General features: G+C 33.2%; 23 protein-coding genes. 14 read left to right on the top strand and 9 right to left on the bottom strand.

The features are described 5' to 3' along the window. The first annotated feature begins 4 nt into the window (after positions 1-4). Positions 5-2,098, top strand: a complete 2,094-nt coding sequence (gene recG, locus H3S74_RS00910; RefSeq protein WP_198246988.1) for an ATP-dependent DNA helicase RecG — start codon at positions 5-7, stop codon at positions 2,096-2,098. A gap of 157 nt (positions 2,099-2,255) precedes the next feature. Here recG and ulaG read toward each other — a convergent pair whose 3' ends face one another. Both ulaG and ulaR read right to left on the bottom strand, forming a co-directional pair. Next, a complete protein-coding gene (gene ulaG, locus H3S74_RS00915; protein WP_198246989.1) occupies positions 2,256-3,323 on the bottom strand; it encodes an L-ascorbate 6-phosphate lactonase in 1,068 nt (355 codons plus the stop codon). Between the two features lie 26 nt (positions 3,324-3,349). Further along, positions 3,350-4,111 (bottom strand): HTH-type transcriptional regulator UlaR, encoded by a 762-nt coding sequence (gene ulaR, locus H3S74_RS00920; protein WP_086363484.1) that lies wholly within the window; start codon positions 4,109-4,111, stop codon positions 3,350-3,352. Between the two features lie 469 nt (positions 4,112-4,580). Between ulaR and H3S74_RS00925 the strand changes: the two genes are divergently transcribed. The 12 genes from H3S74_RS00925 (at position 4,581) to uvrD (ending at position 16,704) form a co-directional block, all read left to right on the top strand. After that, positions 4,581-6,302: a PTS ascorbate-specific subunit IIBC gene (locus H3S74_RS00925; RefSeq protein WP_232350069.1), complete on the top strand. Its 1,722-nt coding sequence runs from the start codon at positions 4,581-4,583 to the stop codon at positions 6,300-6,302. Positions 6,303-6,329: 27 nt separating this feature from the next. Continuing rightward, positions 6,330-6,803, top strand: a complete 474-nt coding sequence (locus H3S74_RS00930; protein ID WP_110448241.1) for a PTS sugar transporter subunit IIA — start codon at positions 6,330-6,332, stop codon at positions 6,801-6,803. A gap of 2 nt (positions 6,804-6,805) precedes the next feature. Then, a complete protein-coding gene (locus H3S74_RS00935; RefSeq protein ID WP_110448240.1) occupies positions 6,806-7,507 on the top strand; it encodes an L-ribulose-5-phosphate 4-epimerase in 702 nt (233 codons plus the stop codon). A gap of 9 nt (positions 7,508-7,516) precedes the next feature. Next, positions 7,517-8,161: a 3-keto-L-gulonate-6-phosphate decarboxylase UlaD gene (locus H3S74_RS00940; protein WP_086363488.1), complete on the top strand. Its 645-nt coding sequence runs from the start codon at positions 7,517-7,519 to the stop codon at positions 8,159-8,161. Positions 8,162-8,228: 67 nt separating this feature from the next. Beyond that, positions 8,229-9,119, top strand: coding sequence for an L-ribulose-5-phosphate 3-epimerase (locus H3S74_RS00945; RefSeq protein ID WP_198246990.1), 891 nt, complete (start codon positions 8,229-8,231; stop codon positions 9,117-9,119). Between the two features lie 391 nt (positions 9,120-9,510). Continuing rightward, complete coding sequence (locus tag H3S74_RS00950; RefSeq protein WP_110448238.1) at positions 9,511-9,651, top strand: lipoprotein; 141 nt, start codon at positions 9,511-9,513, stop codon at positions 9,649-9,651. 12 nt (positions 9,652-9,663) lie between these two features. After that, the gene (lysA, locus tag H3S74_RS00955; protein ID WP_198222026.1) at positions 9,664-10,917 is read left to right on the top strand and encodes a diaminopimelate decarboxylase; all 1,254 of its coding nucleotides are present in this window, start codon (positions 9,664-9,666) and stop codon (positions 10,915-10,917) included. Positions 10,918-11,033: 116 nt separating this feature from the next. Beyond that, entirely contained in the window at positions 11,034-11,858 is an 825-nt protein-coding gene (gene dapF, locus H3S74_RS00960) for a diaminopimelate epimerase (protein ID WP_065650897.1), read from the top strand. Positions 11,859-11,939: 81 nt separating this feature from the next. Next, complete coding sequence (locus H3S74_RS00965; protein WP_370527365.1) at positions 11,940-12,650, top strand: DUF484 family protein; 711 nt, start codon at positions 11,940-11,942, stop codon at positions 12,648-12,650. Between the two features lie 18 nt (positions 12,651-12,668). After that, positions 12,669-13,583: a tyrosine recombinase XerC gene (xerC, locus tag H3S74_RS00970; RefSeq protein ID WP_198247288.1), complete on the top strand. Its 915-nt coding sequence runs from the start codon at positions 12,669-12,671 to the stop codon at positions 13,581-13,583. Next, complete coding sequence (gene yigB / locus H3S74_RS00975; protein ID WP_198246991.1) at positions 13,583-14,296, top strand: 5-amino-6-(5-phospho-D-ribitylamino)uracil phosphatase YigB; 714 nt, start codon at positions 13,583-13,585, stop codon at positions 14,294-14,296. Before xerC ends, yigB begins: the two co-directional genes overlap by 1 nt. Before the next feature lie 176 nt (positions 14,297-14,472). Then, positions 14,473-16,704, top strand: coding sequence for a DNA helicase II (uvrD, locus tag H3S74_RS00980; protein WP_110448234.1), 2,232 nt, complete (start codon positions 14,473-14,475; stop codon positions 16,702-16,704). 67 nt (positions 16,705-16,771) lie between these two features. Here the strand turns inward: uvrD and cyaY are convergent, their stop codons facing one another. From cyaY to H3S74_RS01010, 6 genes are all read right to left on the bottom strand, one after another. Next, positions 16,772-17,083, bottom strand: a complete 312-nt coding sequence (cyaY, locus tag H3S74_RS00985; protein ID WP_198199271.1) for an iron donor protein CyaY — start codon at positions 17,081-17,083, stop codon at positions 16,772-16,774. 102 nt (positions 17,084-17,185) lie between these two features. Further along, positions 17,186-17,701, bottom strand: coding sequence for a surface-adhesin E family protein (locus H3S74_RS00990; RefSeq protein WP_110448233.1), 516 nt, complete (start codon positions 17,699-17,701; stop codon positions 17,186-17,188). Continuing rightward, positions 17,702-18,499, bottom strand: a complete 798-nt coding sequence (locus H3S74_RS00995; RefSeq protein WP_198221781.1) for a hypothetical protein — start codon at positions 18,497-18,499, stop codon at positions 17,702-17,704. Positions 18,500-18,575: 76 nt separating this feature from the next. Next, on the bottom strand, positions 18,576-19,205 hold the full coding sequence (locus H3S74_RS01000; RefSeq protein ID WP_198221779.1) for a thiamine diphosphokinase: 630 nt from the start codon (positions 19,203-19,205) through the stop codon (positions 18,576-18,578). Positions 19,206-19,226: 21 nt separating this feature from the next. Continuing rightward, positions 19,227-19,688: a ribosomal protein S18-alanine N-acetyltransferase gene (rimI, locus tag H3S74_RS01005; RefSeq protein ID WP_110448230.1), complete on the bottom strand. Its 462-nt coding sequence runs from the start codon at positions 19,686-19,688 to the stop codon at positions 19,227-19,229. Continuing rightward, positions 19,663-20,064, bottom strand: coding sequence for a DNA polymerase III subunit psi (locus H3S74_RS01010; protein WP_110448229.1), 402 nt, complete (start codon positions 20,062-20,064; stop codon positions 19,663-19,665). The genes rimI and H3S74_RS01010 overlap by 26 nt, the downstream gene beginning before the upstream one ends. Positions 20,065-20,150: 86 nt before the next feature. On the opposite strand from H3S74_RS01010, the gene rsmC reads away from it, so the two are divergent. Further along, complete coding sequence (rsmC, locus tag H3S74_RS01015) at positions 20,151-21,191, top strand: 16S rRNA (guanine(1207)-N(2))-methyltransferase RsmC (protein WP_110448228.1); 1,041 nt, start codon at positions 20,151-20,153, stop codon at positions 21,189-21,191. A gap of 45 nt (positions 21,192-21,236) precedes the next feature. Here rsmC and hemN read toward each other — a convergent pair whose 3' ends face one another. Continuing rightward, on the bottom strand, positions 21,237-22,634 hold the full coding sequence (hemN, locus tag H3S74_RS01020; protein ID WP_198246992.1) for an oxygen-independent coproporphyrinogen III oxidase: 1,398 nt from the start codon (positions 22,632-22,634) through the stop codon (positions 21,237-21,239). Positions 22,635-22,697: the final 63 nt, after the last annotated feature.

Here is a 22,697-nt window from a genome sequence, read left to right on the forward strand (position 1 = left end):
TATCATGTCTGATCGTTTACTAAACCATATACCACTAATCAAATTAGCTGGTATTGGTGCTAGTTTAGAAAGTAAATTCCATGCACTAGGCATTAAAACCATTCAAGATCTGCTATTACATTTTCCTCTCCGTTATGAAGATCGAAGTTCTTCTTGCGCTATCGGTGATGCTACAGTTGGCGAATATACCACTATTGAAGGTTGCATAATTAAAACAGAGATTATTTTTAAGCGTCGTCAAATGCTGTTATGTTATATTCAAGATGATTCTGGAATCGCTATTTTACGTTTTATGCATTTTAATGCAGGTATGAAAGCGTCGATGATAGTAGGAAAATGGATAAGTGCATATGGTGAAATAAAAAGCGGTAAAACTAATTTAGAAATTATTCATCCGCAATTTAAGATCAAAGCGAATAAAGCTGAACAAGCTTCGCTAAGCGATTTAAATGAAGAGCGATTTACACCTATTTATCCTTCTACATATGGATTGACACAAAATGTGATCCGTAAAATGATAAAATCGGCATTAATTTTACTGAAAAACAATTTACCAAATGAAATATTACCTGATTCATTAAATCAAAATTATTTACCTATTTTAGATGCATTGAATATCATTCATAATCCTTCTATTACGACTGATATTGATCAGTTATTAGTCGGTGAGCACCCAGCTATAAAACGTTTTGTATTTGAAGAGTTACTTGCCTATCATTTAAGCATGTTAATGATTAAAAGAGATAATCAAAAGCAACATGCTTATTCAATGCACAGTAATCAGCAATTGATTTTGCCTTTTCTAGCTTCATTACCATTTAATCCAACTCACGCTCAACAAAGAGTTGTACAAGATATCTATCAAGATATGACAAAGCATATTCCAATGATGCGACTAGTGCAAGGAGATGTCGGCTCAGGTAAAACTTTAGTTGCAGCTATGGCAGCCTTGAATGCGATAGAGAATGATCATCAAGTTGTTTTAATGGCACCAACCGAAATATTGGCAGAGCAACATTTTAATAATTTTAAACAATGGTTTGAACCATTAGGTATTACTGTAGATTGGTTATCTGGTCGATTAACAGCTAAAAATAAGCAGCAGCGATATGAGGCTTTAAAGCAAGGTGAAATCACGATGTTAGTTGGTACCCATGCGGTGTTTGTTGATAAAGTTGAATTTTTCAATTTGGGGCTGGTTATTATTGATGAACAACATCGATTTGGCGTGAATCAACGGTTAAGTTTGTGGGAAAAGGGTATTAAAAATGCCATACATCCACATCAATTAATCATGACAGCAACACCAATACCAAGAACGTTGGCAATGACAGTTTATGCAGATTTGGATGTCTCAATAATTGATGAATTACCTCCGGGACGAACCCCTGTTACCACTGTTGTTATTCCTAATTCCCGTCGAGAAGAAATTATCGATAAGGTTAATCAAGCTTGTTTAAGTCATCGTCAGGTTTATTGGGTTTGTACTTTAGTAGAAGAATCAGAAACTCTGGATGCTCAAGCGGCTGAAATGTTAGTTGAGGAATTGAAAGAAAGGTTACCACACTTAAATATAGCACTTGTCCATGGCAAAATGAAATCTGATGAAAAGCAATCTGTTATGCAGGCTTTCAAAGCGGGAGAGGTTCAACTTTTAGTTGCGACAACGGTTATTGAAGTTGGGGTCGATGTGCCCAATGCGAGCTTAATGATCATTGAAAATGCTGAACGTTTAGGACTTGCTCAACTACATCAATTACGAGGTAGGGTGGGACGCGGCAGTGCAATTTCACATTGTGTGTTAATGTATCAAGCTCCATTAAGTAGAATTGCTCAGGCTCGCATGAGAGTAATGCGTGAAAGTAATGATGGTTTTGTGATTGCCCAAAAAGATCTTGAAATTAGAGGTAGTGGTGAAATTTTAGGGACTAGGCAAATGGGGGAAGCGAATTTTAAAATCGTTGATTTAATCCGTGATCAGCATTTAATAAGTGAGGTACAAAAAGCATCATATCTTATCTTCAGCGAGTCTCCGGAGTGCGCTAAGCAACTTATTGATTGTTGGCTTCCGGAACGACAAAAATATATCAATGCTTAATCTTGTTCTTATTTTGACAAATTGCTTTTAGTTTTGAATATTAGTGATTATTGTTTTGTTGAAATCTCTTTTCTCAATAGGATATAACAAAATAGAAAAGAACAATAAAAAAGTGGACATAGAAAGTTGTTCTAGTCCACATTAGTTAGCTTTTTAATTATAAAAATGAACGGTATGGCAGCTCAGGTTCATCTGTAAAAATATCTCTGAATCCGCGATAATGTTGATAGTTCATTTTATGCTTATCAGTTGGATATGTATATTTCCCACCAACTTGCCAAAAGAACGGTGTAAATTGATATTCAAGACGATCTTTTTTCATTCGCCAAAGTACTTCTATTTCACGAGGGTCACTTTGGAAATTTGCCCAAATATCATGATGGAAAGGTATCACGATTTCCGTTTTTAATGATTCTGCTGCTCGTAAAATGTCAGAAGATGTCATTTTATCCGTCACCCCTCTAGGGTTTTCTCCATAAGATAGCAGTGCAACATCAATTTTGTGATCATTACCATGTTTTGCATAATAATTAGAATAGTGTGAATCCCCAGAATGATAAAGTGAACCACCAGAAGTCTCGAATAGGTAATTTACAGCGCGATCATCCATACTATCTAATATTGATTTGTTAGTGGATGATACACCTTTAGGTAAGGTTACTAATGACGTTCTATCAAAAGAGTCTAATACGCGAATTGTGATATCACCAACTTCAATGGTTTCTCCTACCTTAGCAACAATACAACGATCCTCTGGAACTCCCCAGCTTTTCCATAGCTCAACACAGGCTTTAGGGCCGATGAATTTTACTTTCGGTGAACAATTTTGAATGACTGCCGCTGCAACATTAACATCAATATGATCGGCATGGTCATGGGTTGCCATAACTGCATCAATCTCTTTTATTGCAAAAGGATCGAGGACAAATGGGCTAGTCCTTAAATTAGGTTGTAATTCTCTTACTCCTCCCATTCGCATCATTTGATGTTGTTTATTCATGAATGGATTTGCGTGAGTTTTTTTACCTGTACCACACCAAAAATCGACAGAAATATTTGTATTACCTGCAGATTTTAACCAAATTCCAGTACAAGCAAGCCACCACATGGTAAATGTATTTGGTTTAACCTCGGTCGTTTCTATTTCTTCATTAAGCCATGTTCCCCATTCAGGAAATGTATTTAAAATCCATGATTCTCTGGTAATTTCGTTCACTTTACTCATACTTTATTCCTTCTATATTTGCGTTTTTAAACTAAAATCACTTCAGTACCTTGTTCCTTTATCTTTTCAATTACTTCCTTATTTGCTTGTTTACCAGTAATTAAAATATCAATTTTAGTTACTGGGCAAAAAAGCATACCAGAATTAGCTTTAGTATTTATTTTAGAACTATCAACAACGACTACTAATTTTTCAATTTTTTCAAGTATTTGTTGTTCAGCCACTGCTCCTAGTATTTCATTCTTATACAGCCCATTGGGTGTTAATGTTTTACCACTTGTAAACATCCATTTTCCTGCATAAGAATCAGTTATATTTGCTATAGGATTGAGAATAATGTTTTGTGTTTTGTTATATAATCCTCCCATAATGATGACGTTTTCGTGATCATGTTCAATCAAGTAACAAGCTAAAGGAAAGTAGTTGGTAATGATCGAAACATTTTTACCACATAATTCACGACCTAATAAAAATGCTGTTGAACCACAATTAATAACTATATTTTCATCACTTCCACACAATTTTGCCGCTCTTATGGCAATACGTGCTTTTTCATGATAATGATCGGTATTATTATTTCCTATCGGTGCCCAAATTGGTTTTTGTACTTCTATTCGCATAATGCCATTACGAACTTTTTTTACTTTTCCGTCCTGATCGAGTTTTGTAATATCTCGACGGGCTGTCGCTGGTGATATTGCAAAATAAGAAACCAATTCAGTAACTCTTACCATCCCTTTTTCATTAACCATTGCCACTATTTCGTTGTGGCGTGATATTTCGTTCATTGTTCCCTCTTATTAATTTAATATGATTAAATTTGATTGAAAATGATGTTAGTTATCATTTTGTATTTTGTCAATTATTTAAATATCAATATTAATAATCATAAGTTCAATATATTGATAATAATAGTTATATTTTTAGGTTTTGCTTCTGTTTTTTGAAGATAATGTGATGAATGTCACAATTGCTAAGTCAATAAGTTTAGAAAAGTGATCAATATCAAAATAATCATAAACAATCATTGAATGATTATTTTTGATTGTGGAATATAACAAGTGTTATTCAGCGAACTGAATAATATTAAATAGGTTGAAGTTCCATCTATGAGTTTTGCGATAGGTAATTATATAAAAGACATTTGAAGGTTATAGATACCTAAACAATAACGTTAACGTTAGAAATGTCGATAACCAATGAGAGGGACATATGGAAGTAATTTATAACATATTTTATATTTTTTATAGTCAGGTTATGACAAAGGCACCTTTATTATTAGGGTTGGTCACCATGTTAGGTTATTGCCTTTTACGTAAAGATATCACGACTATTTTAAAAGGTACGATTAAAACCATTGTTGGTTTTATGTTATTACAAGTTGGTTCAGGTGTTTTAGTTTCAACTTTTAAACCTGTTATTGCCAAACTTTCAGAATATCATGGTATTACAGGATCAATCATTGATACATATGCTTCTATGGTTGCGGTGGAAAATGGCATGGGTGAACACTATTCATGGGTTGGCTATGCTGTTTTACTGGCATTAGCTATTAATATCCTACTTGTTATTTTTCGTCGTTTAACTGGTATTAGAACGATTATGTTAACTGGCCATATTATGTTTCAACAAGTTGGTTTAATTACACTGTTTTATTTCTTATTTGGCTATAGCATGTGGGAAACCATTATCTATTCATCAATTATCACTGCGTTATATTGGGGGATATTCTCGAATATGATGTTTAAACCTACCGAAGCAGTCACTGGAGGAGCAGGTTTTTCAATAGGCCATCAACAACAGTTTGGTTCATGGATAGCGGTTAAGTTAGCGCCAAAATTAGGGGACAAAAATGATTCTGTTGATAATTTAAAACTACCTAAATGGTTACATATTTTTCACGATAGTATTGCTGCAACTACAATAGTTATGACGATATTTTTCGGAATTATTTTACTTTCATTTGGCTTAGATAACTTACAAACAATGGCTGGATCAACCCATTGGACTATTTATATTTTTGAAACAGGACTTAAATTTGCTGTCGCAATTCAGGTTATTGTTGGTGGTGTAAGAATGTTTGTAGCAGAGTTATCCGAAGCATTTAAAGGCATTTCTGAAAAATTAATTCCGAATGCGGTTCTTGCTATCGATTGTGCTGCTATTTATGCATTTTCTCCTAATGCAATGGTATTCGGTTTTATATGGGGCGCATTAGGTCAATTTTTAGCTATTGCACTATTACTGATTTTTAAATCTCCAATCATGATTATTCCTGGATTTATCCCGATGTTTTTTTCAAATGCAACAATAGGGGTATTCGCTAACCATTTTGGTGGATGGAAAGCAGTAATGAAAATCTGTTTTGTGATGGGAATGATAGAAGTATTGGGTTCGGCGTGGGTAATTAATATTTTTGCTCAACATGGCACACCAATTGATTCATGGATGGGAATGGCTGATTGGGCAATTTTATTTCCTCCAATTTTACAAGGCTTATCTTTCTCTCATTTATTCATTTATTTACTAATCGGACTAGCACTGGTGTATATGTTTTTTGCTGCAAAAAGATTACGAGCAGAAGAAGCATTACAAAAAAATCGACTAGAAGACAACGATGTTAGCCAAGATATTAATGAAGCTGTTGTTGAAAAAATGGATGAAGTAGCAATCAGTGAAGGTCAACCGATACGTATTCTTGCTGTCTGTGGTAGTGGTCAAGGCTCGTCAATGATGATGAAAATGAAAATAGCTAACTATCTAGATAAAAAAGGTATTCCAAATATTATGGATTCATGTGCAGTTACGGATTACAAATCACGATTGCCTAACGTTGACATTATTGTTGCTTCAAAGCATTTAATTCATGAAATTGAAGTTAATGAAGGACAACATGCATTAGGTGTACAAAATATGTTAAATCCACAAACATTTGGCGATGAACTCATCGAGATTATCAATAAAGTTAATGCTAAATAGACAAAATATACTAAAAAGGAGGCTAACATGGCTTTCAAAGAATCATTAATTGAAAATAACTCTATTTTACTAAAAGCAGACGCTAATAATTGGCAAGAGGCGGTGAAGTTAGGTACTGATATGCTTATTGCTTCTAATGCAATTGAATCATCTTACCATGAAGCAATCATTCATTGTGTTAACACAATGGGACCTTACATTATTATTGCTCCAAATCTCGCTATGCCACATGCCAGACCTGAAGATGGTGTAAATCGCACTGCTTTTGCGTTAGTTACCTTGAAAAATCCAATATATTTTGACGGTGAAGTTGCACCTGTTGATGTACTTGTCACGCTTGCTGGCAGTACATCTGATCAGCATATGGAAGGTTTGATGGAAGTGATAAAAATCGTAGAGGATGAAAATAGTGAAACAGGTATTGATTTAGATAAATTAAGATGCTGTAACACGAAAGAAGATGTCTATGCTGTCATCGATCAGGCATTGAATGGAGGTTAAATATGTTTCTAGCTTTAAAAGACCGAGTATTACAAGCTAACTTATTATTACCCAAATATCATCTTGTCACTTTTACCTGGGGTAATGTTTCAGAAATTGATCGTAAAAATGGGGTGATAGCTATTAAACCCTCTGGTGTTGAGTATAGTGATATGGCTATTGATGATATTGTCATTGTGTCATTAACGGGTGAAATAATAGAGGGTCATTTAAACCCTTCTAGTGATACAGCTACACATATTGAACTTTATAAAGCATTCCCAAATATTGGTGGGATTGTCCATACTCATTCGCGATATGCAACCGTTTGGGCGCAAGCTGAATTGGATATACCAGCACTAGGCACTACACATGCTGATTATTTTTATGGTGATGTACCTTGTACTCGTCGACTAACTGATAGTGAAATTGCTACAGATTATGAAAAAAATACCGGTTTAGTCATTATTGAAGAATTTAGGCGTAAAGCTATTGATCCTAGTGCTATGCCTGGTGTGATTGTTTCAGGTCATGCGCCTTTTTGTTGGGGTAAAAATGCTTCGAATGCTGTTCATAACGCGGTAGTTCTTGAAGAAGTGGCAATGATGGCCATTTCAACTCGACAACTTAACCAAACAGTTAAAATTCAACAAACATTATCCGATAAGCACTATTTCCGTAAACACGGTGCTAATGCTTATTATGGCCAAAATAAAATAAATTAAGGAAATAAAATGACTTTACCAAAATTACAAATTGCTTTAGATCAAACAGACTTAAAATCAGCTCTTGATGTTGCTAAAAACGTATCAGGATTTGTAGATATCATAGAAGTAGGAACTATTCTTGCTTTTGGTGGTGGAATGGAAAGTGTTAGATGTTTAAGGCAACTGTATCCTAATCATATCTTAGTGTGTGATTTGAAAACCACTGATGGCGGAGCTATTTTAGCAAAAATGGCTTTTAATGCAGGTGCTAATTGGTTAACTGTATCAGCAGCAGCACATATTGCCACTATTGAAGCATGTAAAAAAGTGGCAGATGATTTCAAAGGTGAAATTCAAATTGAACTATATGGACATTGGACTTTTGATGATGCCAAAGCGTGGCGAAAATTAGGTATTAAACAGGCTATTTATCACCGTTCTCGTGATGCTGAATTAGCTGGTATTGGCTGGGGAAAGGATGATTTGGTTAAAATGCGACAATTGTCAGATTTAGGTCTTGAACTTTCCATAACGGGCGGAATTATTCCTGAAGATATTCACCTATTTGCAGGAATTAAAACCAAAGCCTTTATTGCTGGTCGAGCTCTTGCTAGTGAAAATGGTAAGCAAACTGCTCAAGCTTTAAGAGAGCAAATTGCTAAATATTGGTAATAGATGCGATGCAGTCAGTAAAATGACTGCATATTTGATGTTCAAATAAATATTATTAGGTTTTATTATGGCAAAATATGCAATCAATCCGACCAATCAATCTAATTATATTGGTATTTATGAAAAGGCATTACCTAATGAACTTACTTGGCAAGAAAAACTGCACGAAGCGAAAACATTAGGATTTAATTTTATCGAGATATCAATTGATGAATCAGAACAGCGAAGAGCAAGACTTGATTGGTCAGATGATGAAATTTATCGATTAAAGCGATTATGTGAACAATATGGACTACCATTGCATTCTATGTGTTTAAGTGCTCATCGTAAATTTCCATTTGGATCTGCCGATAAAAGCGTACGTCAGCAAGCCAAAGTTATTATGAATAAAGCACTGATGCTCGCCTATAAACTAGGAATAAGGGTAATTCAATTAGCTGGATATGATGTTTATTATGAACCAGCCAATTTACAGACTCACCAGCGATTTATTGCGGGAATGCAGTGGTCAGCGAAACAGGCTGAAAAAATGGGGATAATGCTTGCCGTTGAAATCATGGATACTAGTTATCTCAATTCACTCTGTAAGTTTGAAATTCTAAAAAAAGAAGTCAATTCTCTTTATTTTATGGCTTACCCAGATGTAGGGAACATTTCTGGTTGGAATTATGATGTCTGTACAGAGCTTATGTTAAGTCGAGAGCACATTGTTCAAATACATCTAAAAGATACTTATAAGGTTAAAGCTAATTATTCTGGTCAGTTTAGAGATTTAACTATTGGTGAGGGGGAGGTTGATTTTCTTGCTATATTTAAAATACTAAAACAGATAAATTATACTGCTCCGCTTGTTATTGAAATGTGGGCAAAAGATCATAAATGGAGAGAAAACATTATAACAGCTCAAAAACGGCTCAAAACCATAGCTGAAAATGCCGAATTTGTCCTGTTTAGTTAATTTTTATCTAATCATAAATTATCAATATTCTATGTTTCATGAATTTTAGAAATGGAGCATTGATATTCTTTATATATCATTTGAAGATATATAATTAATCCAATTATGGCAGCTTTAAATTTATTAATTGCAATTATAATTTTATTTTTAGACTCTCTGATTATCAATAATAAAATAATTATGATTAATTGAACTAAATTTTAGCGATACTATGATGTAAGTGTTGTAATTTATATTAAATTTTTATATAACTTTTTATTATCAATAGCATAAAATTATGCAAATTTTTTTTGTATCATGCTTAGAAAACTTAAAGATTTGATCTTTGCACGAATATGGCTATCGTGTAATATAGTCTGCATTATAAATCTGATTAAATTGCGAATATTTTATGAAATCCGCTCTAAAACTCTTTTCTCTTTTTTTAGTTATTTTCACCTTATTAGGTTGTGGTTTAAAAGGACCTCTTTATCATCCAGCAGATCAGTCAAATGCAATTATTGAATCTAATGATACAAATAAATTAGCTTAAAGGAATAATATGATGGATTTTTTACATTACCAAAATGGCTATTTATTGGCGGATAACGTTTCTATTTGCGATTTAGCTAATCAATATGGTACTCCTTTATATGTTTATTCTGCTGATCACATAACTAAGCAATTTCTTTCTTATCAAGATTCTTTAAAAAATAAGAAGCATTTGATTTGTTATGCAGCAAAAGCGAATAGCAATTTATCTGTTTTAAACTTATTAGCTAAACTTGGTGCTGGTTTTGATATTGTTTCACAAGGTGAATTAGAGAGAGCATTAAAAGCTGGTGCTGATCCTAAAAAAATTGTATTTTCAGGAGTTGCAAAATCTGTTGTTGAGATTAGACGTGCACTTGAAGTAGGAATTAAATGTTTTAATGTTGAATCAGAACCTGAATTATATCGTATCAATGATATTGCTCATCAATTAGGGAAAACAGCGAACATTTCTTTACGGATTAATCCGGATGTAGATGCAAAAACACATCCGTATATTTCAACAGGATTACGTGAAAACAAATTTGGTATAAGTTATCAATTAGCTTTAGATACTTATCGTAAAGCAGCATCATTAAATAATATTAAAATAGTCGGTATTGATTGTCATATTGGCTCTCAATTAACTGAGCTGTCGCCTTTTCTTGATGCAGCTGATCGTGTATTGGCATTAGTTGACCAACTAGCAGCAGAAAATATTCATCTTAAGCATATTGATTTAGGCGGAGGTTTAGGTGTTTGTTATGATGATGAACAGCCACCATCAGCGACATTACTGGTATCAAAACTAATTGAAAAGTTAAAAAATTATCCTGAACTTGAAATTGTTTTCGAACCAGGTAGATCAATCGTTGCCAATGCTGGATTATTAATTACTAAAGTTGAATATACTAAGCATCAAGATGGCAATCATTTTGCGATTGTTGATGCCGGAATGAATGATCTGATTCGACCAGCGCTTTATCAAGCGTGGATGCAAGTCCTACCTGTTAAAGAATCAACAGATTCAAATACCAAAAAGATTTATAATGTTGTAGGGCCAATTTGCGAATCTAGTGATGTATTAGCTTATCAACGTGAACTTTCAGTTGAACAAGATGATCTGTTAGTTATTTGTAGTGCAGGTGCTTATGGCTTTAGTATGGCGTCTAATTATAATAGTCATCCTCGACCGGCCGAAGTCATGCTTGAAGATAGTAATCAGCATAAATTGATTCGAGAGCGTGAAACTTTTGATGATTTATGGCGTGGTGAATTAGTATTATAATTCATTATGAAGTTGATAAATATGTTTTCTAATTTTTGCTTGATTAATACATCTAATCAAACAATATGATGAAAAAGTAATAAATACTGACGATTTACAATAAAAGGTAACTAGAGATGAACTTTTCAAAAATGCATGGACTGGGTAATGATTTTATGGTTATTGATGCAGTAACGCAAAATGTTCATCTTTCAAGTGAAATGATCAAACGTATGTCAGATCGATATACAGGAATTGGGTTTGATCAGTTACTTATTGTTGAGCCACCTTATTCTCCTGAAAGTGATTTTCATTACCGTATATTTAATGCTGATGGTTCAGAGGTTGAGCAATGTGGTAACGGTGCTCGTTGCTTTGCTCGTTTTGTACGATTGAAAGGATTGACTAAAAAAAGAGTATTAAAAGTCAGTACTATGAAAGGTAATATTGTTTTGACGGTAAATGATGATGAAACCGTTCGGGTTAATATGGGAACACCAATTTTTGAGCCTAATAAAATTCCTTTCAAAGCCATTAAAGAAGAAAAAACTTATATTATTCGAGCACAAGAACAAACAGTTTTATGTGGTGTCGCTTCTATGGGGAACCCGCATTGTGTAATTCAAGTTGAAGATGTGTTAACCGCTCAAGTATTAACTTTAGGTCCGTTATTAGAGCAACATGAACGCTTTCCTGAAAAAGCGAATATTGGTTTTATGCATATTATTGATAGAGATAATATTAATTTACGTGTTTATGAGAGAGGCGTTGGTGAAACTCAAGCTTGTGGAACAGGAGCTTGTGCGGCTGTTGCTGTTGGCATTAATCAAGGATTATTAAACCAGCGGGTGAATGTTAATCTACCCGGAGGAAAATTAATAATAGATTGGAAAGGTAATCAGTCGCCGCTTTATATGACAGGACCAGCTACGCATGTGTATGATGGTTATATTGCAATTTAATTACGCTAGACTTTATGAATTTTATTAATAGATTACATAAAGACAATGAAATAAATTATGGTCGTAAAAAAAACACAAACATTGAAGTCAAAACCGTCGCAACGAAAAAAATCATTTGTTAAATTAAATGATGAAATGGTTAGCCAATATATTATTGATAACCCAGATTTTTTTATTCGAAATGCGACTCATATTGAGCGTATGCGCGTACCACACCCAGTGAGAGGTATGATATCACTACCTGAATGGCATATGGCAAGGCAACGTAATAAAATCAGTCAACTTGAGTCAGAAATCACGATGCTGATGGAGCACGCAAGTGCTAATGAATTGCTTTTTAATCAGCTAATAAAATTGCAGTTTCAATTAATTAAAGCAAAAGATATAAACGAATTATTAGATTCTTTAAAAGTTTGGGCTAAAGATTTAGGACTTAATGGTGCCTATTTATATTTATTTGATGACAAATGGTTACTTAGTGCACCATCCAACTATCATTACTTAGCTTTAAATTCATCGCAGTTTGATTTTATTCGGGTAAGACATTTACAGTATAGCCAATTTTATTTAGGTTCATTAAATACAACTGAATTAGATTTTCTATTACCCAAACATGGTTACGTTGGCTCTGTGGCTTTATCATTGTTAGGGCAATTTGGCGATCTTGGTTTGTTAATGTTTACGAGTGCAGATCCACAGCATTATCAGACAGGACAAGGTACCTTATTGTTAGAAAAAATCGGTGAAATATTGCCAATTCTTGTTGAAAAATGGATCATGCGCAAAAAGTAAGGAAATATGATGGTTAAAATGAATTCTAATCTTTCTTCTTTTTTAACCGAGCCTGTAGATCATTTTTTAAATTATTTAAAATCTGAAAAACAACTTAGTCTTAATACTCAAATTAACTATCGTCGTCAACTTTATGCGCTTATTGATTTAACTGACGGCTTAGATATTACTAAATGGCAGGACATTGATTCATCTGCTGTGAGGTTACTTATTAGTCGCAGTCGACAAACCGGCTTACAAGCTCGTAGTTTATCATTAAGATTATCTGCATTACGCAGTTTTTTTGATTGGATGGTTAAAAACGATCTGATCTCAGCCAATCCAGCCCGTGGTGTATTAAACCCTAAATTGGGTCAACATCTTCCAAAAAATATTGATATCGATGAGATCAATCAGTTGCTTGATATTGAGTATAGTGATCCGCTTTCTGTACGTGATAGGGCAATGTTGGAGGTGATGTATGGTTCAGGATTACGCCTTTCTGAATTAGTAAGTCTCAATTGTCGGGAATTGAATTTAACTGAGGGTGAAGTCCGGGTAACAGGAAAGGGTAATAAAGAGCGGAAATTGCCTTTAGGCCGAGAGTCAATTAGATGGATTGAGCAATGGTTAACTATGCGAAATAATTTAAAACCGCAAGATGATGCTGTTTTTATCTCTAAACTGGGTAAGCGAATTTCACCACGAAATGTTGAAAAACGCTTTGCACAATGGGGAATAAAACAAGGATTAAGTTCACATATTCATCCGCATAAACTGCGTCATTCATTTGCTACTCATATGCTTGAATCGAGCGGTGATTTACGGGCAGTACAAGAATTATTAGGTCATGCCGATTTATCTACTACTCAAGTTTATACCCATTTAGATTTTTCACATTTATCAGAAGTTTATGATTCGGCTCATCCGAGAGCTAAAAGAGGAAGAAAATAATGCATTTTTATCGTTCAATTAACTGCATTAAAGCAATCACATTCGATCTCGACGACACTTTATATGACAATAGTATGATTGTTGATAAAGCTGAAGAGGAAGTGATAAAAAATTTACAACAATATGAGCCATTACATTATTTGACATTGGATTTGTACTATCAAGAAAAAAAATTAGTGCTCGCTATAAATCCAGAAATATATCATGATGTTATTGATTGGCGAGTTGAGACAATTAAATCGTTATTAAATAAAACCAATATCCCTTCATCTCAATATAGCAAGATTATTGATGAAGCTATTGATTGTTTTAATTTTTGGCGTCATAAAATGGTTGTTCCTAAATCAACGCATATGTTATTAACTAAATTAGCCAATAAGTATCCATTAGGGGTAATTACTAATGGTAATGTTGATATAAATAGAATAGGTTTAGGCGATTATTTTCAATTTTCGCTAAGAGGTGGTCCTGACGGTCGTTCAAAACCATTTCCCGAAATTTTTGCTTTAGCCGCGCAAAAATTGGCTATTCCTAATAATTATATTCTGCACGTTGGTGATAATTTGGAGACAGATGTCAATGGTGCGATTAATAATGGTTTTTTAGCTTGTTGGATTAATATTTTTGGACAGGATATTTATCTTCTCTCCGATGCTAGATGTTTACCGCATATTGAAATAACGCAATTGCCAGAATTAGATAATCTGTTATAATTCAGTTCATATATGTATAAAAAGACAGTGAAGTTAAATGTATTTTGCATTTAATACCTGTCTTTATTCTTTTATACCCCTACTTATAATAATTATAAATATAATGAAAAATTTAAAAACATTTACAACATTAATACTAATTAATGGTTGCTATAATTGCGATGGGTTAACACATAATGGAAAATAAACAGTCGTTATTAACCGACTTAAACACAGAACAAAAAAATGCTGTTACAACTGATAGTCAATATACTATTGTTCTTGCTGGTGCGGGAAGTGGTAAAACACGTGTATTAGTTCATAGAATTGCTTGGTTGTGTGTTGAAAAAAATTATTCTCCTAACTCTATTTTTGCAGTCACCTTTACCAATAAAGCAGCTGCTGAAATGCAAGAGCGAATACAAGCTTTAGTCGGTGAAGGATACCTAAATGGTATGTGGGTAGGAACTTTTCATGGTTTAACCCACCGTTTATTGCGTATGTTTTCTCAACAAGCTAAATTACCCGAAAATTTTCAACTTATTGATAGTGAAGATCAGATTCGTCTTATTAAACGAATTTTTCGTGAACTGAAAATTGATGAAAAGCAATGGTCACCAAAAGAGTGTGCTAATTTTATTTCCACACAAAAAGAAAAAGGTCTTAGGGCAGATAATCTAAAACCAGAAGATCCGAAACAAGTAATGTGGCAAACAATTTATCGTGATTATCAAGCAATTTGCGACAGAGTTGGGTATGTTGATTTCTCAGAATTAATTTTGAGAGCATATGAGTTGCTTTGTCGTAATGAAAATGTTTTAAATTATTGTCGCCATCGTTTTTCAAATATATTAATAGATGAATTTCAAGATACTAATAAAATCCAATATTGGCTGGTGAAAAAATTAGCTGGAGACACCGCGAATGTAATGATTGTTGGTGATGATGATCAGTCAATTTATAGTTGGCGTGGAGCTAATGCTGATAATTTACAAATGTTTATCAATGATTATCCAGAAACTGAAATTATTCGCCTAGAGCAAAACTATCGATCGACAGGCATTATTTTAGATACTGCAAATAAATTGATTGCTAACAACCAAAATCGGTTAGGTAAAAATTTATGGACCGACAGTGGTGACGGAGAAAAAATTTCACTATATGTCGGTTTCAACGATATTGATGAAGCAAGGTTTGTTGTAGGACAAATAAAAAAATATCATGACGATGGTCATAATTATGCTAGCTGTGCCATTTTATATCGTAATAATGTGCAATCACGTATTTTTGAAGATACTTTATTACAAGCTGGCGTACCTTACCAAATTTATGGTTCAATAAGATTCTATGAAAGGCAAGAGGTTAAATTAGCTTTAGCCTATCTCCGATTATTGCATGACCATGATAATGATATGGCATTTGAAACTACGGTAAATACTCCAACTCGTGGAATAGGTAATGTCACTTTAGACAAAGTTAGATTATGTGCTAAGCAAAATAATATTTCGTTATGGAATGCATGTTTAATGCTAATCCAAAAAAATGCTTTAACTGAAAGGCAACGTTCAGGTATTAGTCGTTTTTTAGAATTAATGGAATCTATTCATGTCGAAGTTAATGAATTACCATTTTATAAACAACTAGATGCAATTATTAAATTATCTGGCGTATTGCAAATGTATGAACAAGAACCAGGCATCAAAGGACAAGCACGATTGGATAATCTAGAGGAGCTTGTTTCATCTGCAGAGCAATTTTTTAGAGTTAACCAAGATAATGTAATTCAAGACAATGAAACAGGCAAAACCTTAACTGTTTTAGAATCATTTTTAGCATTTACCTCTCTTGAAAGCCGTGACGTAGTAAATCAACAAGATTCGGTGCAATTAATGACTTTACATTCAGCAAAAGGATTAGAATTTGACAATGTTTTTATTGTTGGATTGGAAGAGGGTATTTTTCCGGCACAACGTTCCTCTCAAGAACGAGACAAAATGGAAGAAGAAAGACGCTTAGCTTATGTCGGTATTACCCGAGCACGTAAGTTTTTAACGCTCTCTTTGTCTGAACTAAGGCGGCTTTATGGGCGTGAAGAGCGTAATTTGCCATCACGTTTTTTAGCAGAATTACCAGTTGATAATTTACAAGAAATCAGTTACCGAGCTAATTTAACATCATTTAATAATAATGATGATGATACTTTCACTAAAGATGAGCAATTCTATCAAGATCGTAAAAAGTCATATATTAAGAAGAAAAAAGAAAGTGATGGATACACATTAGGTAGGAAAGTTAAGCATAATCGTTTTGGTGAAGGTACCATTGTTAATTTAGATGGTGAAGGTGAACATAGACGAGTGCAAATTGCTTTTGTTAACGAAGGGGTTAAATGGCTAGTTGTGAAACTGGCAAATCTTACCTTAATGTAAATAATAAAATACTAAACAATCAAAGGATACTAACTTTTAACTTAGTATCCTTTTTTGATCATTATAATTATTGCTCAGATTGCTCTTGCACTGACGAAGCAAATATCTCTTCAAATGGTTGATCAGTTCGATTACATATCCATTGTTCATTAATTAAATCAAAATGATAACCTTGTTTTTGTGTTGCTAACCAAACTTGAAAAAGTGGTTCTTGAGTATTAACAATAATTTTACTATTGTTTGGAAAACTAATGGTAATAACGTTGCCATTAGTTTCATAATCTAAGTCTATATCGTGTTCGTCAGCGTATTTATCTAGATATAATTCGATTTGGTAAAAAAGTTGATCGGTTAAGGCATGGAATTGCGTGATATTCATATTGATGTAATTGAAATTATACAGTTAATAAATTGATATTAACATAAAAAAAAATACTCCGCCACCGCTAGGTGGCAAGAGTAAAAACGAATGAAAATCGAATTAATTGTTTAATGGTAATGAACAGGCAATAACGAGTAATTTATGCTTTTCATCGCCTTTATCTGCTCTCGTCCAACGATTTGGAATATCAATAGTATTTACTAGTTTACCTTCGGCAAAATAGTTCTCGATAAGTTCAATTTTACCTTTAGCAATTTCTTTTTTATCACAATTAGCATAATGATTAACAACTACTGTATGATATGGTGTTTTTACATTATCAATATCTTGAACTAATGCTGGAATGTAATTGGTAACTTCCTTAAAAATTCGAATTTTATCGTTATAAGGATGTAATTTTATGGATTTTTTATCAAGATAGGCATAACCAATGGTGTTATCCTCATCAGTTTTAGATAGAGGCGTAAATTGTTCACCTATTTTAGGATTACTTAGCATTACTTCTACTTCTTTAGCTTGAGCTGCTAATTCATCTTGAGTAAGTGGTTTCTTTTCTTCTGCATGAGTGATAGCTGTAAAAGAAAAGAGCATTAAAAATAAACATAATTTTTTCATTTAAATTTTATCTCCCTCTTTTGAGCTATTTTCAATTGGTTTATCTTGTTGGGGTTGAGATTGCTTTTCTTGAGCTTCTTTTTGTTCTTTTTCTTGTTGTTTTTTCAATTTATAAGCTTTGATCTTTTCTTGGCGCTCTTTATCCATTTTGTCGTCAAGTGGTTTCATATCTGGACGATCTTTATAAAGAATGTCTTTCTTTATATCACCTTGGATGGAACAAAGCACACGGTTTTGATTATCAGTAAAGGCTTCTAGATAAAGTGATTTTTCAATGGTACCAAGTTTTGGTACAACACCATCAATTGAGTAGGGATTATCTTGCCATACCGGTGATTTTGCATTGCGATCATAGATTTTGGCATTGGCAATATAAACAGCGTTATTATATTTTAACCATTTTAAATTATTAAGTGTATTAGTAATTTCTTCTTGGCTATTATCAAAAATAAAGCCCCAATAGTAATATTGTCCAGATAAATTGGTTGGAATATAGATGTTTTGATACCCAGTTATTGTTAATCCGTGGTATTTAAGAGGTTTTTTGAAATTAACTTTATCTTTGTTTTGTTGATAAATTGATTCTACAGGAATATAAGTAACATTATCTGTTGTTGTTAAATCAACATATTCGCTGAATAATTTTTTATTTTCAGCCAATTGTTTAAAAAATTGGTTATCACAAGCGAGAAAACTATCTACTATCTTATCTGTAATGCTTACACTATCGTTCTGCGCAAAAGCCATGCAAGAAACGAGAGAAGAACAAGCAAGCACAGTAAGTTTTTTTATTATCATAGAGCGGTTCCTTTCACCAAAATCACGCTAATTGTTTGTAATAGTATTGTAAAGTAATGTAAATATTTATGTCAATCTAATTGAAATCATTTTGGATCAAAATTAGTAAATCACCGTTTTTAAAAGAGATTTGTACTTTATCATCGATAGCTTTGTTACGCAAACTAATGTAGCCGCCAAGAACTAATGTTTGGTCAGTTAAAGGATATTCAAAGCCTGTTATAGTCAAATTAGTTACTGTAGACAATGGCATTAACGAAACAATATGATTTTTCACGTGGTGGATAATCTGATGATGATCAGAGAAGAAAAAATGGCAATAATTGTCATAAAACATCATTTTGAACTGATGATAGTATTGCATTGCTATAGATAAGTTACCTAAGAAATGATCACTGGCTCCTCCTGATGCACCATATATTGTAAATGATGTAACACCTTTACTATTCAAAAATAATAATGCTTTTTCAAAATCAGGTTTAGATTGATCTGGCGTATGAATAATTTGTGTTTTTGACGGAATTGCCCTAGTTGAGTCTATGCTATCTAAATCACCGATAATAAAATCAGGTTCAATGGCTGATGTAAATAAATAGCTATGATAGGCTCCATCAGTACAGGCAATATAAGTATAATCTTTTATATTACTGGGAATATCTTTTGGTGGTTCACCATTGACAAATAGTAGTGCTGTTTTTTTTTGCATGATTATTCCCATTAAATTAATTTATAGCGTTAATGTGTAAGCCATAATAATTGCATCTTCTTGATGACCATTAACTGTTGGATAATAATTTTTTCTCACTGTTATTTGGTTAAAGCCAATTGAATGATATAACTCAATTGCTGGCGTGTTAGATTTTCTAACTTCCAACCATAAAGTTGAAATAGCCTGCGGTGAGCTAATGGCTATTAAGTTATCAATTAAATGATTTAATAATGCTTTAGCTAATCCCTGTTGTCTGTATGCAGGATGTATAGCAATATTAAATAAAGTTGCTTCGTCGGCAACTTGTTGGCAAATACAAAAGCCGACTAGCTTATTACCAACAGTTATTTTAAGATTGATATAACGTTCCCCTTGATTTGAAAAAAAAGTTTCTTTGGACCAAGGGATAGGGTGGCATATGAGTTCTAACTCATATGCTTCCGTTAAATCATGTTCATTCAGGATGGAAATTGTTTTCATATTCACATAACTGCTGCCAAAGTTTACGTTTTTGGTGTGGATCTTTAGCTAGCGAATCTAAATCACAGGTATTAATGGTTAAACTATTTTGCCATGGTTCATTGCTAAGCACATCTATAAACCATGTCACTATTTTTACTTCATCCGCCGAAATAATTAATTGCGAAGGGGTAAGAAATAACACTTGTTCTTCTGTTAAACGGATGGCTTTTAAAATATCGTAATATATTTTTTGTGTTGGTTTTTGTTTAGCAACAACAATTAAACGAATTTTATCGTCTATATGAGTCGCAAGTTCACCCTGAAAAACGGTTGAATTGCGTAAAACATATTGAGTAATATTACACTGTTTAAGATACCAATCAGTTTGTGTCATTATCAGATTACGGTTTTACTAGGGATTAAAGGAAGTTAATTGTATAATCTTCGCTTCAATTTATAAAGGTTTTTCATTGAGGCATTATGGCAACATCTGTTTTTACTCCAGCTAGCCAAGTACTTGAACGTCATCAGTCATTTTTTGATGATAAAAATATCCTTATTGCTGGTGATATTCAAGATAATTATCCTGCGGTTATTTCAGCCAATATAGTTAAGATTCATTGTTCCCAATATCATACTTTTTTAAGCTTTAAAAATAGTAAACGAGCCAATAGCACTATATTTTCGCTCTATCCTGATACATCTTTTTATACTGATATAAATACACTCATTTATTATTGGCCTAAAACCAAGAGTGAAGCACAATTTCAGTTATCCTATTTATTGAACAATATGCCTAAAGATAGTGATATTTTTATCATTGGTGAAAATCGTTCAGGGGTAAAAAGTGTGGAAGGGCTGTTAAGTGACTTTGGTTCTATCCAAAAAATAGATAGTGCAAGACGATGTGGTTTATATCATTTTCGAGCTGATAGTCGTTTGGCTTTTGAAGTAAAAGACTGGTGGTTGAGTTATCACTTAACGATTGAAAAACAGGATATCGAAATTAAAAGCTTACCAGGCGTCTTCAGCCAAAAAGCCTTAGATGCAGGAAGTGAGCTGTTATTAAATGCACTTATGGATCATAGTGATATTATCAAAGGAAATATTCTTGATGTTGGTTGTGGCTCGGGCATATTATCAACAGTCATAAGTAAACTAAATCAAGATATAAGCTTAACATTAACTGATGTAAGTAGTGCTGCATTAGAATCAAGTAAAGCGACTTTAGCTGCTAATAACATTGTGGCAAGTGTTATTGCTAGTGATGTGTTTTCAGATATAAGCGATAAATATCATTTAATCATCTCTAATCCACCTTTTCACGATGGCAAAGAAACAAGTTATACCGCAGTTAACAAGTTGATTAAGGAAGCAAAAAAACACTTAAAACTAAATGGCTATCTTTGTATTGTGGCAAATTCATTTTTACCATATCAATCGATCTTGGATGAAACATTTAAAAGTGTTGAAATTATTGCTCAAACGACTAAATTTAAGGTTTATTTAGCCAGTCATTAACACTTAAATCAGTATCATTAAATGGTCATGCGTGAATTTATTCAATTAAATCACGCGTGAAAACTGTTGTTGTCGTACCAATCGACGCATATAAATATCAAAGCACATGCAAATATTGCGAATTAGAAGCTGGCCTTTAGGTCGAACATTAATGCTATCTTGATTAACGACAACCAATCCATCTTGTTCTAGTGGTGCAAGCAGTTTTAAATCTTCAGCAAAATAGTCATCAAATTGGATATGGTAATATTGTTCAATCTGCTTTTTATCAAGCTGGAAATGGCAAATAAGTTGTTTAATAACATCTCGACGTATTTTATCATCACGATTTAAGGTAAATCCTTTCCATAAACCATGTCCTTTTTGTTCAACTTGATTTTGATAACTTTTTAAGTCTTTTTGGTTTTGGGCATAGCTGTCTCCCAACATACTTATTGCTGATACACCGAGACCAAGTAAGTCAGCATCCCCTTTAGTGGTATAACCTTGAAAGTTGCGATGTAACTTGTTCTGTTGTTGTGCGATAGCTAACTCATCAGTTGGTTTTGCAAAATGATCCATACCTATAAATTGGTAACCAGCAAGAGTCAATTTTTCAATACTGGTTTGTAAGATTTTCAATTTTTGACTTGCATTAGGTAAATCATTATCTTTGATCTTACGCTGTGCAGCAAATCGGCTAGGTAAATGTGCGTAATTAAAAACACTTAATCTATCTGGCGAAATATTAATCACTTTATTTAATGTTTCCGTGAAACTTTCAACAGTTTGCTTAGGTAATCCATAAATTAAATCTAGACTAATAGAACGAAAGTTATTTTTTCTTGCTTGGATAATTAGTGAACGGATCAAGTTTTCATCTTGCTCACGATTAATTAAATTTTGAATTTCATGATTGAAATCTTGGATCCCCATACTTAACCGATTAAAGCCAACATTAGCTAGATGATCAATCGTTTGTGGACTTATTTCTCTTGGATCTATTTCAATGGATAGTTCGGCATTTTGAGCAAAGTTAAAGTGTTTTTTTATTGAAGAGAGCAAGCGGCTAATTTCAGCATCAGTTAAAAAAGTAGGAGTTCCTCCTCCCCAATGCATTTGTGTCACAGTCCGGTTTTTAAATAATTCGGACTGTTTAGCAATCTCGATATCTAATACATCAAGATATTTAGTGACTTTATGGGTTTGTCGTGTAATCAGTTTGTTACAACCACAAAAATAACAAAGTTTATGGCAAAACGGAATATGTATATAAAGCGATAATGGTCGTTCAGGATAAAGGTTGGTCGCTAAAATGAAATCTTGTTCAGTAAACTGTTCGTTAAATTCAAGTGCTGTTGGATAAGAGGTATATCTTGGACCTGAATAATTATATTTTTCAATTAACGCTTGATCCCATAATAGGGGTTGAATCACATTTTTATTTAGTCCTGCGTTTGACATTGTCATTTCCATAACGTTTTGCTGTATTACGTTGTTTTGCTCTTATTTGTGTTTTTAATTTAA

Origin of the sequence: Gilliamella sp. W8126 (assembly GCF_016102185.1) — a bacterium.
GTDB classification, from domain to species: Bacteria; Pseudomonadota; Gammaproteobacteria; order Enterobacterales; family Orbaceae; genus Gilliamella; species Gilliamella apis_A.

Coding starts and splice junctions, on each gene's coding strand:
- recG (WP_198246988.1), top strand. CDS start 5: ATGTCTGATCGTTTACTAAACCATATACCACTAATCAAATTAGCTGGT.
- ulaG (WP_198246989.1), bottom strand. CDS start 3,323: ATGAGTAAAGTGAACGAAATTACCAGAGAATCATGGATTTTAAATACA.
- ulaR (WP_086363484.1), bottom strand. CDS start 4,111: ATGAACGAAATATCACGCCACAACGAAATAGTGGCAATGGTTAATGAA.
- H3S74_RS00925 (WP_232350069.1), top strand. CDS start 4,581: ATGACAAAGGCACCTTTATTATTAGGGTTGGTCACCATGTTAGGTTAT.
- H3S74_RS00930 (WP_110448241.1), top strand. CDS start 6,330: ATGGCTTTCAAAGAATCATTAATTGAAAATAACTCTATTTTACTAAAA.
- H3S74_RS00935 (WP_110448240.1), top strand. CDS start 6,806: ATGTTTCTAGCTTTAAAAGACCGAGTATTACAAGCTAACTTATTATTA.
- H3S74_RS00940 (WP_086363488.1), top strand. CDS start 7,517: ATGACTTTACCAAAATTACAAATTGCTTTAGATCAAACAGACTTAAAA.
- H3S74_RS00945 (WP_198246990.1), top strand. CDS start 8,229: ATGGCAAAATATGCAATCAATCCGACCAATCAATCTAATTATATTGGT.
- H3S74_RS00950 (WP_110448238.1), top strand. CDS start 9,511: ATGAAATCCGCTCTAAAACTCTTTTCTCTTTTTTTAGTTATTTTCACC.
- lysA (WP_198222026.1), top strand. CDS start 9,664: ATGGATTTTTTACATTACCAAAATGGCTATTTATTGGCGGATAACGTT.
- dapF (WP_065650897.1), top strand. CDS start 11,034: ATGAACTTTTCAAAAATGCATGGACTGGGTAATGATTTTATGGTTATT.
- xerC (WP_198247288.1), top strand. CDS start 12,669: ATGAATTCTAATCTTTCTTCTTTTTTAACCGAGCCTGTAGATCATTTT.
- yigB (WP_198246991.1), top strand. CDS start 13,583: ATGCATTTTTATCGTTCAATTAACTGCATTAAAGCAATCACATTCGAT.
- uvrD (WP_110448234.1), top strand. CDS start 14,473: ATGGAAAATAAACAGTCGTTATTAACCGACTTAAACACAGAACAAAAA.
- cyaY (WP_198199271.1), bottom strand. CDS start 17,083: ATGAATATCACGCAATTCCATGCCTTAACCGATCAACTTTTTTACCAA.
- H3S74_RS00990 (WP_110448233.1), bottom strand. CDS start 17,701: ATGAAAAAATTATGTTTATTTTTAATGCTCTTTTCTTTTACAGCTATC.
- H3S74_RS00995 (WP_198221781.1), bottom strand. CDS start 18,499: ATGATAATAAAAAAACTTACTGTGCTTGCTTGTTCTTCTCTCGTTTCT.
- H3S74_RS01000 (WP_198221779.1), bottom strand. CDS start 19,205: ATGCAAAAAAAAACAGCACTACTATTTGTCAATGGTGAACCACCAAAA.
- rimI (WP_110448230.1), bottom strand. CDS start 19,688: ATGAAAACAATTTCCATCCTGAATGAACATGATTTAACGGAAGCATAT.
- H3S74_RS01010 (WP_110448229.1), bottom strand. CDS start 20,064: ATGACACAAACTGATTGGTATCTTAAACAGTGTAATATTACTCAATAT.
- rsmC (WP_110448228.1), top strand. CDS start 20,151: ATGGCAACATCTGTTTTTACTCCAGCTAGCCAAGTACTTGAACGTCAT.
- hemN (WP_198246992.1), bottom strand. CDS start 22,634: ATGTCAAACGCAGGACTAAATAAAAATGTGATTCAACCCCTATTATGG.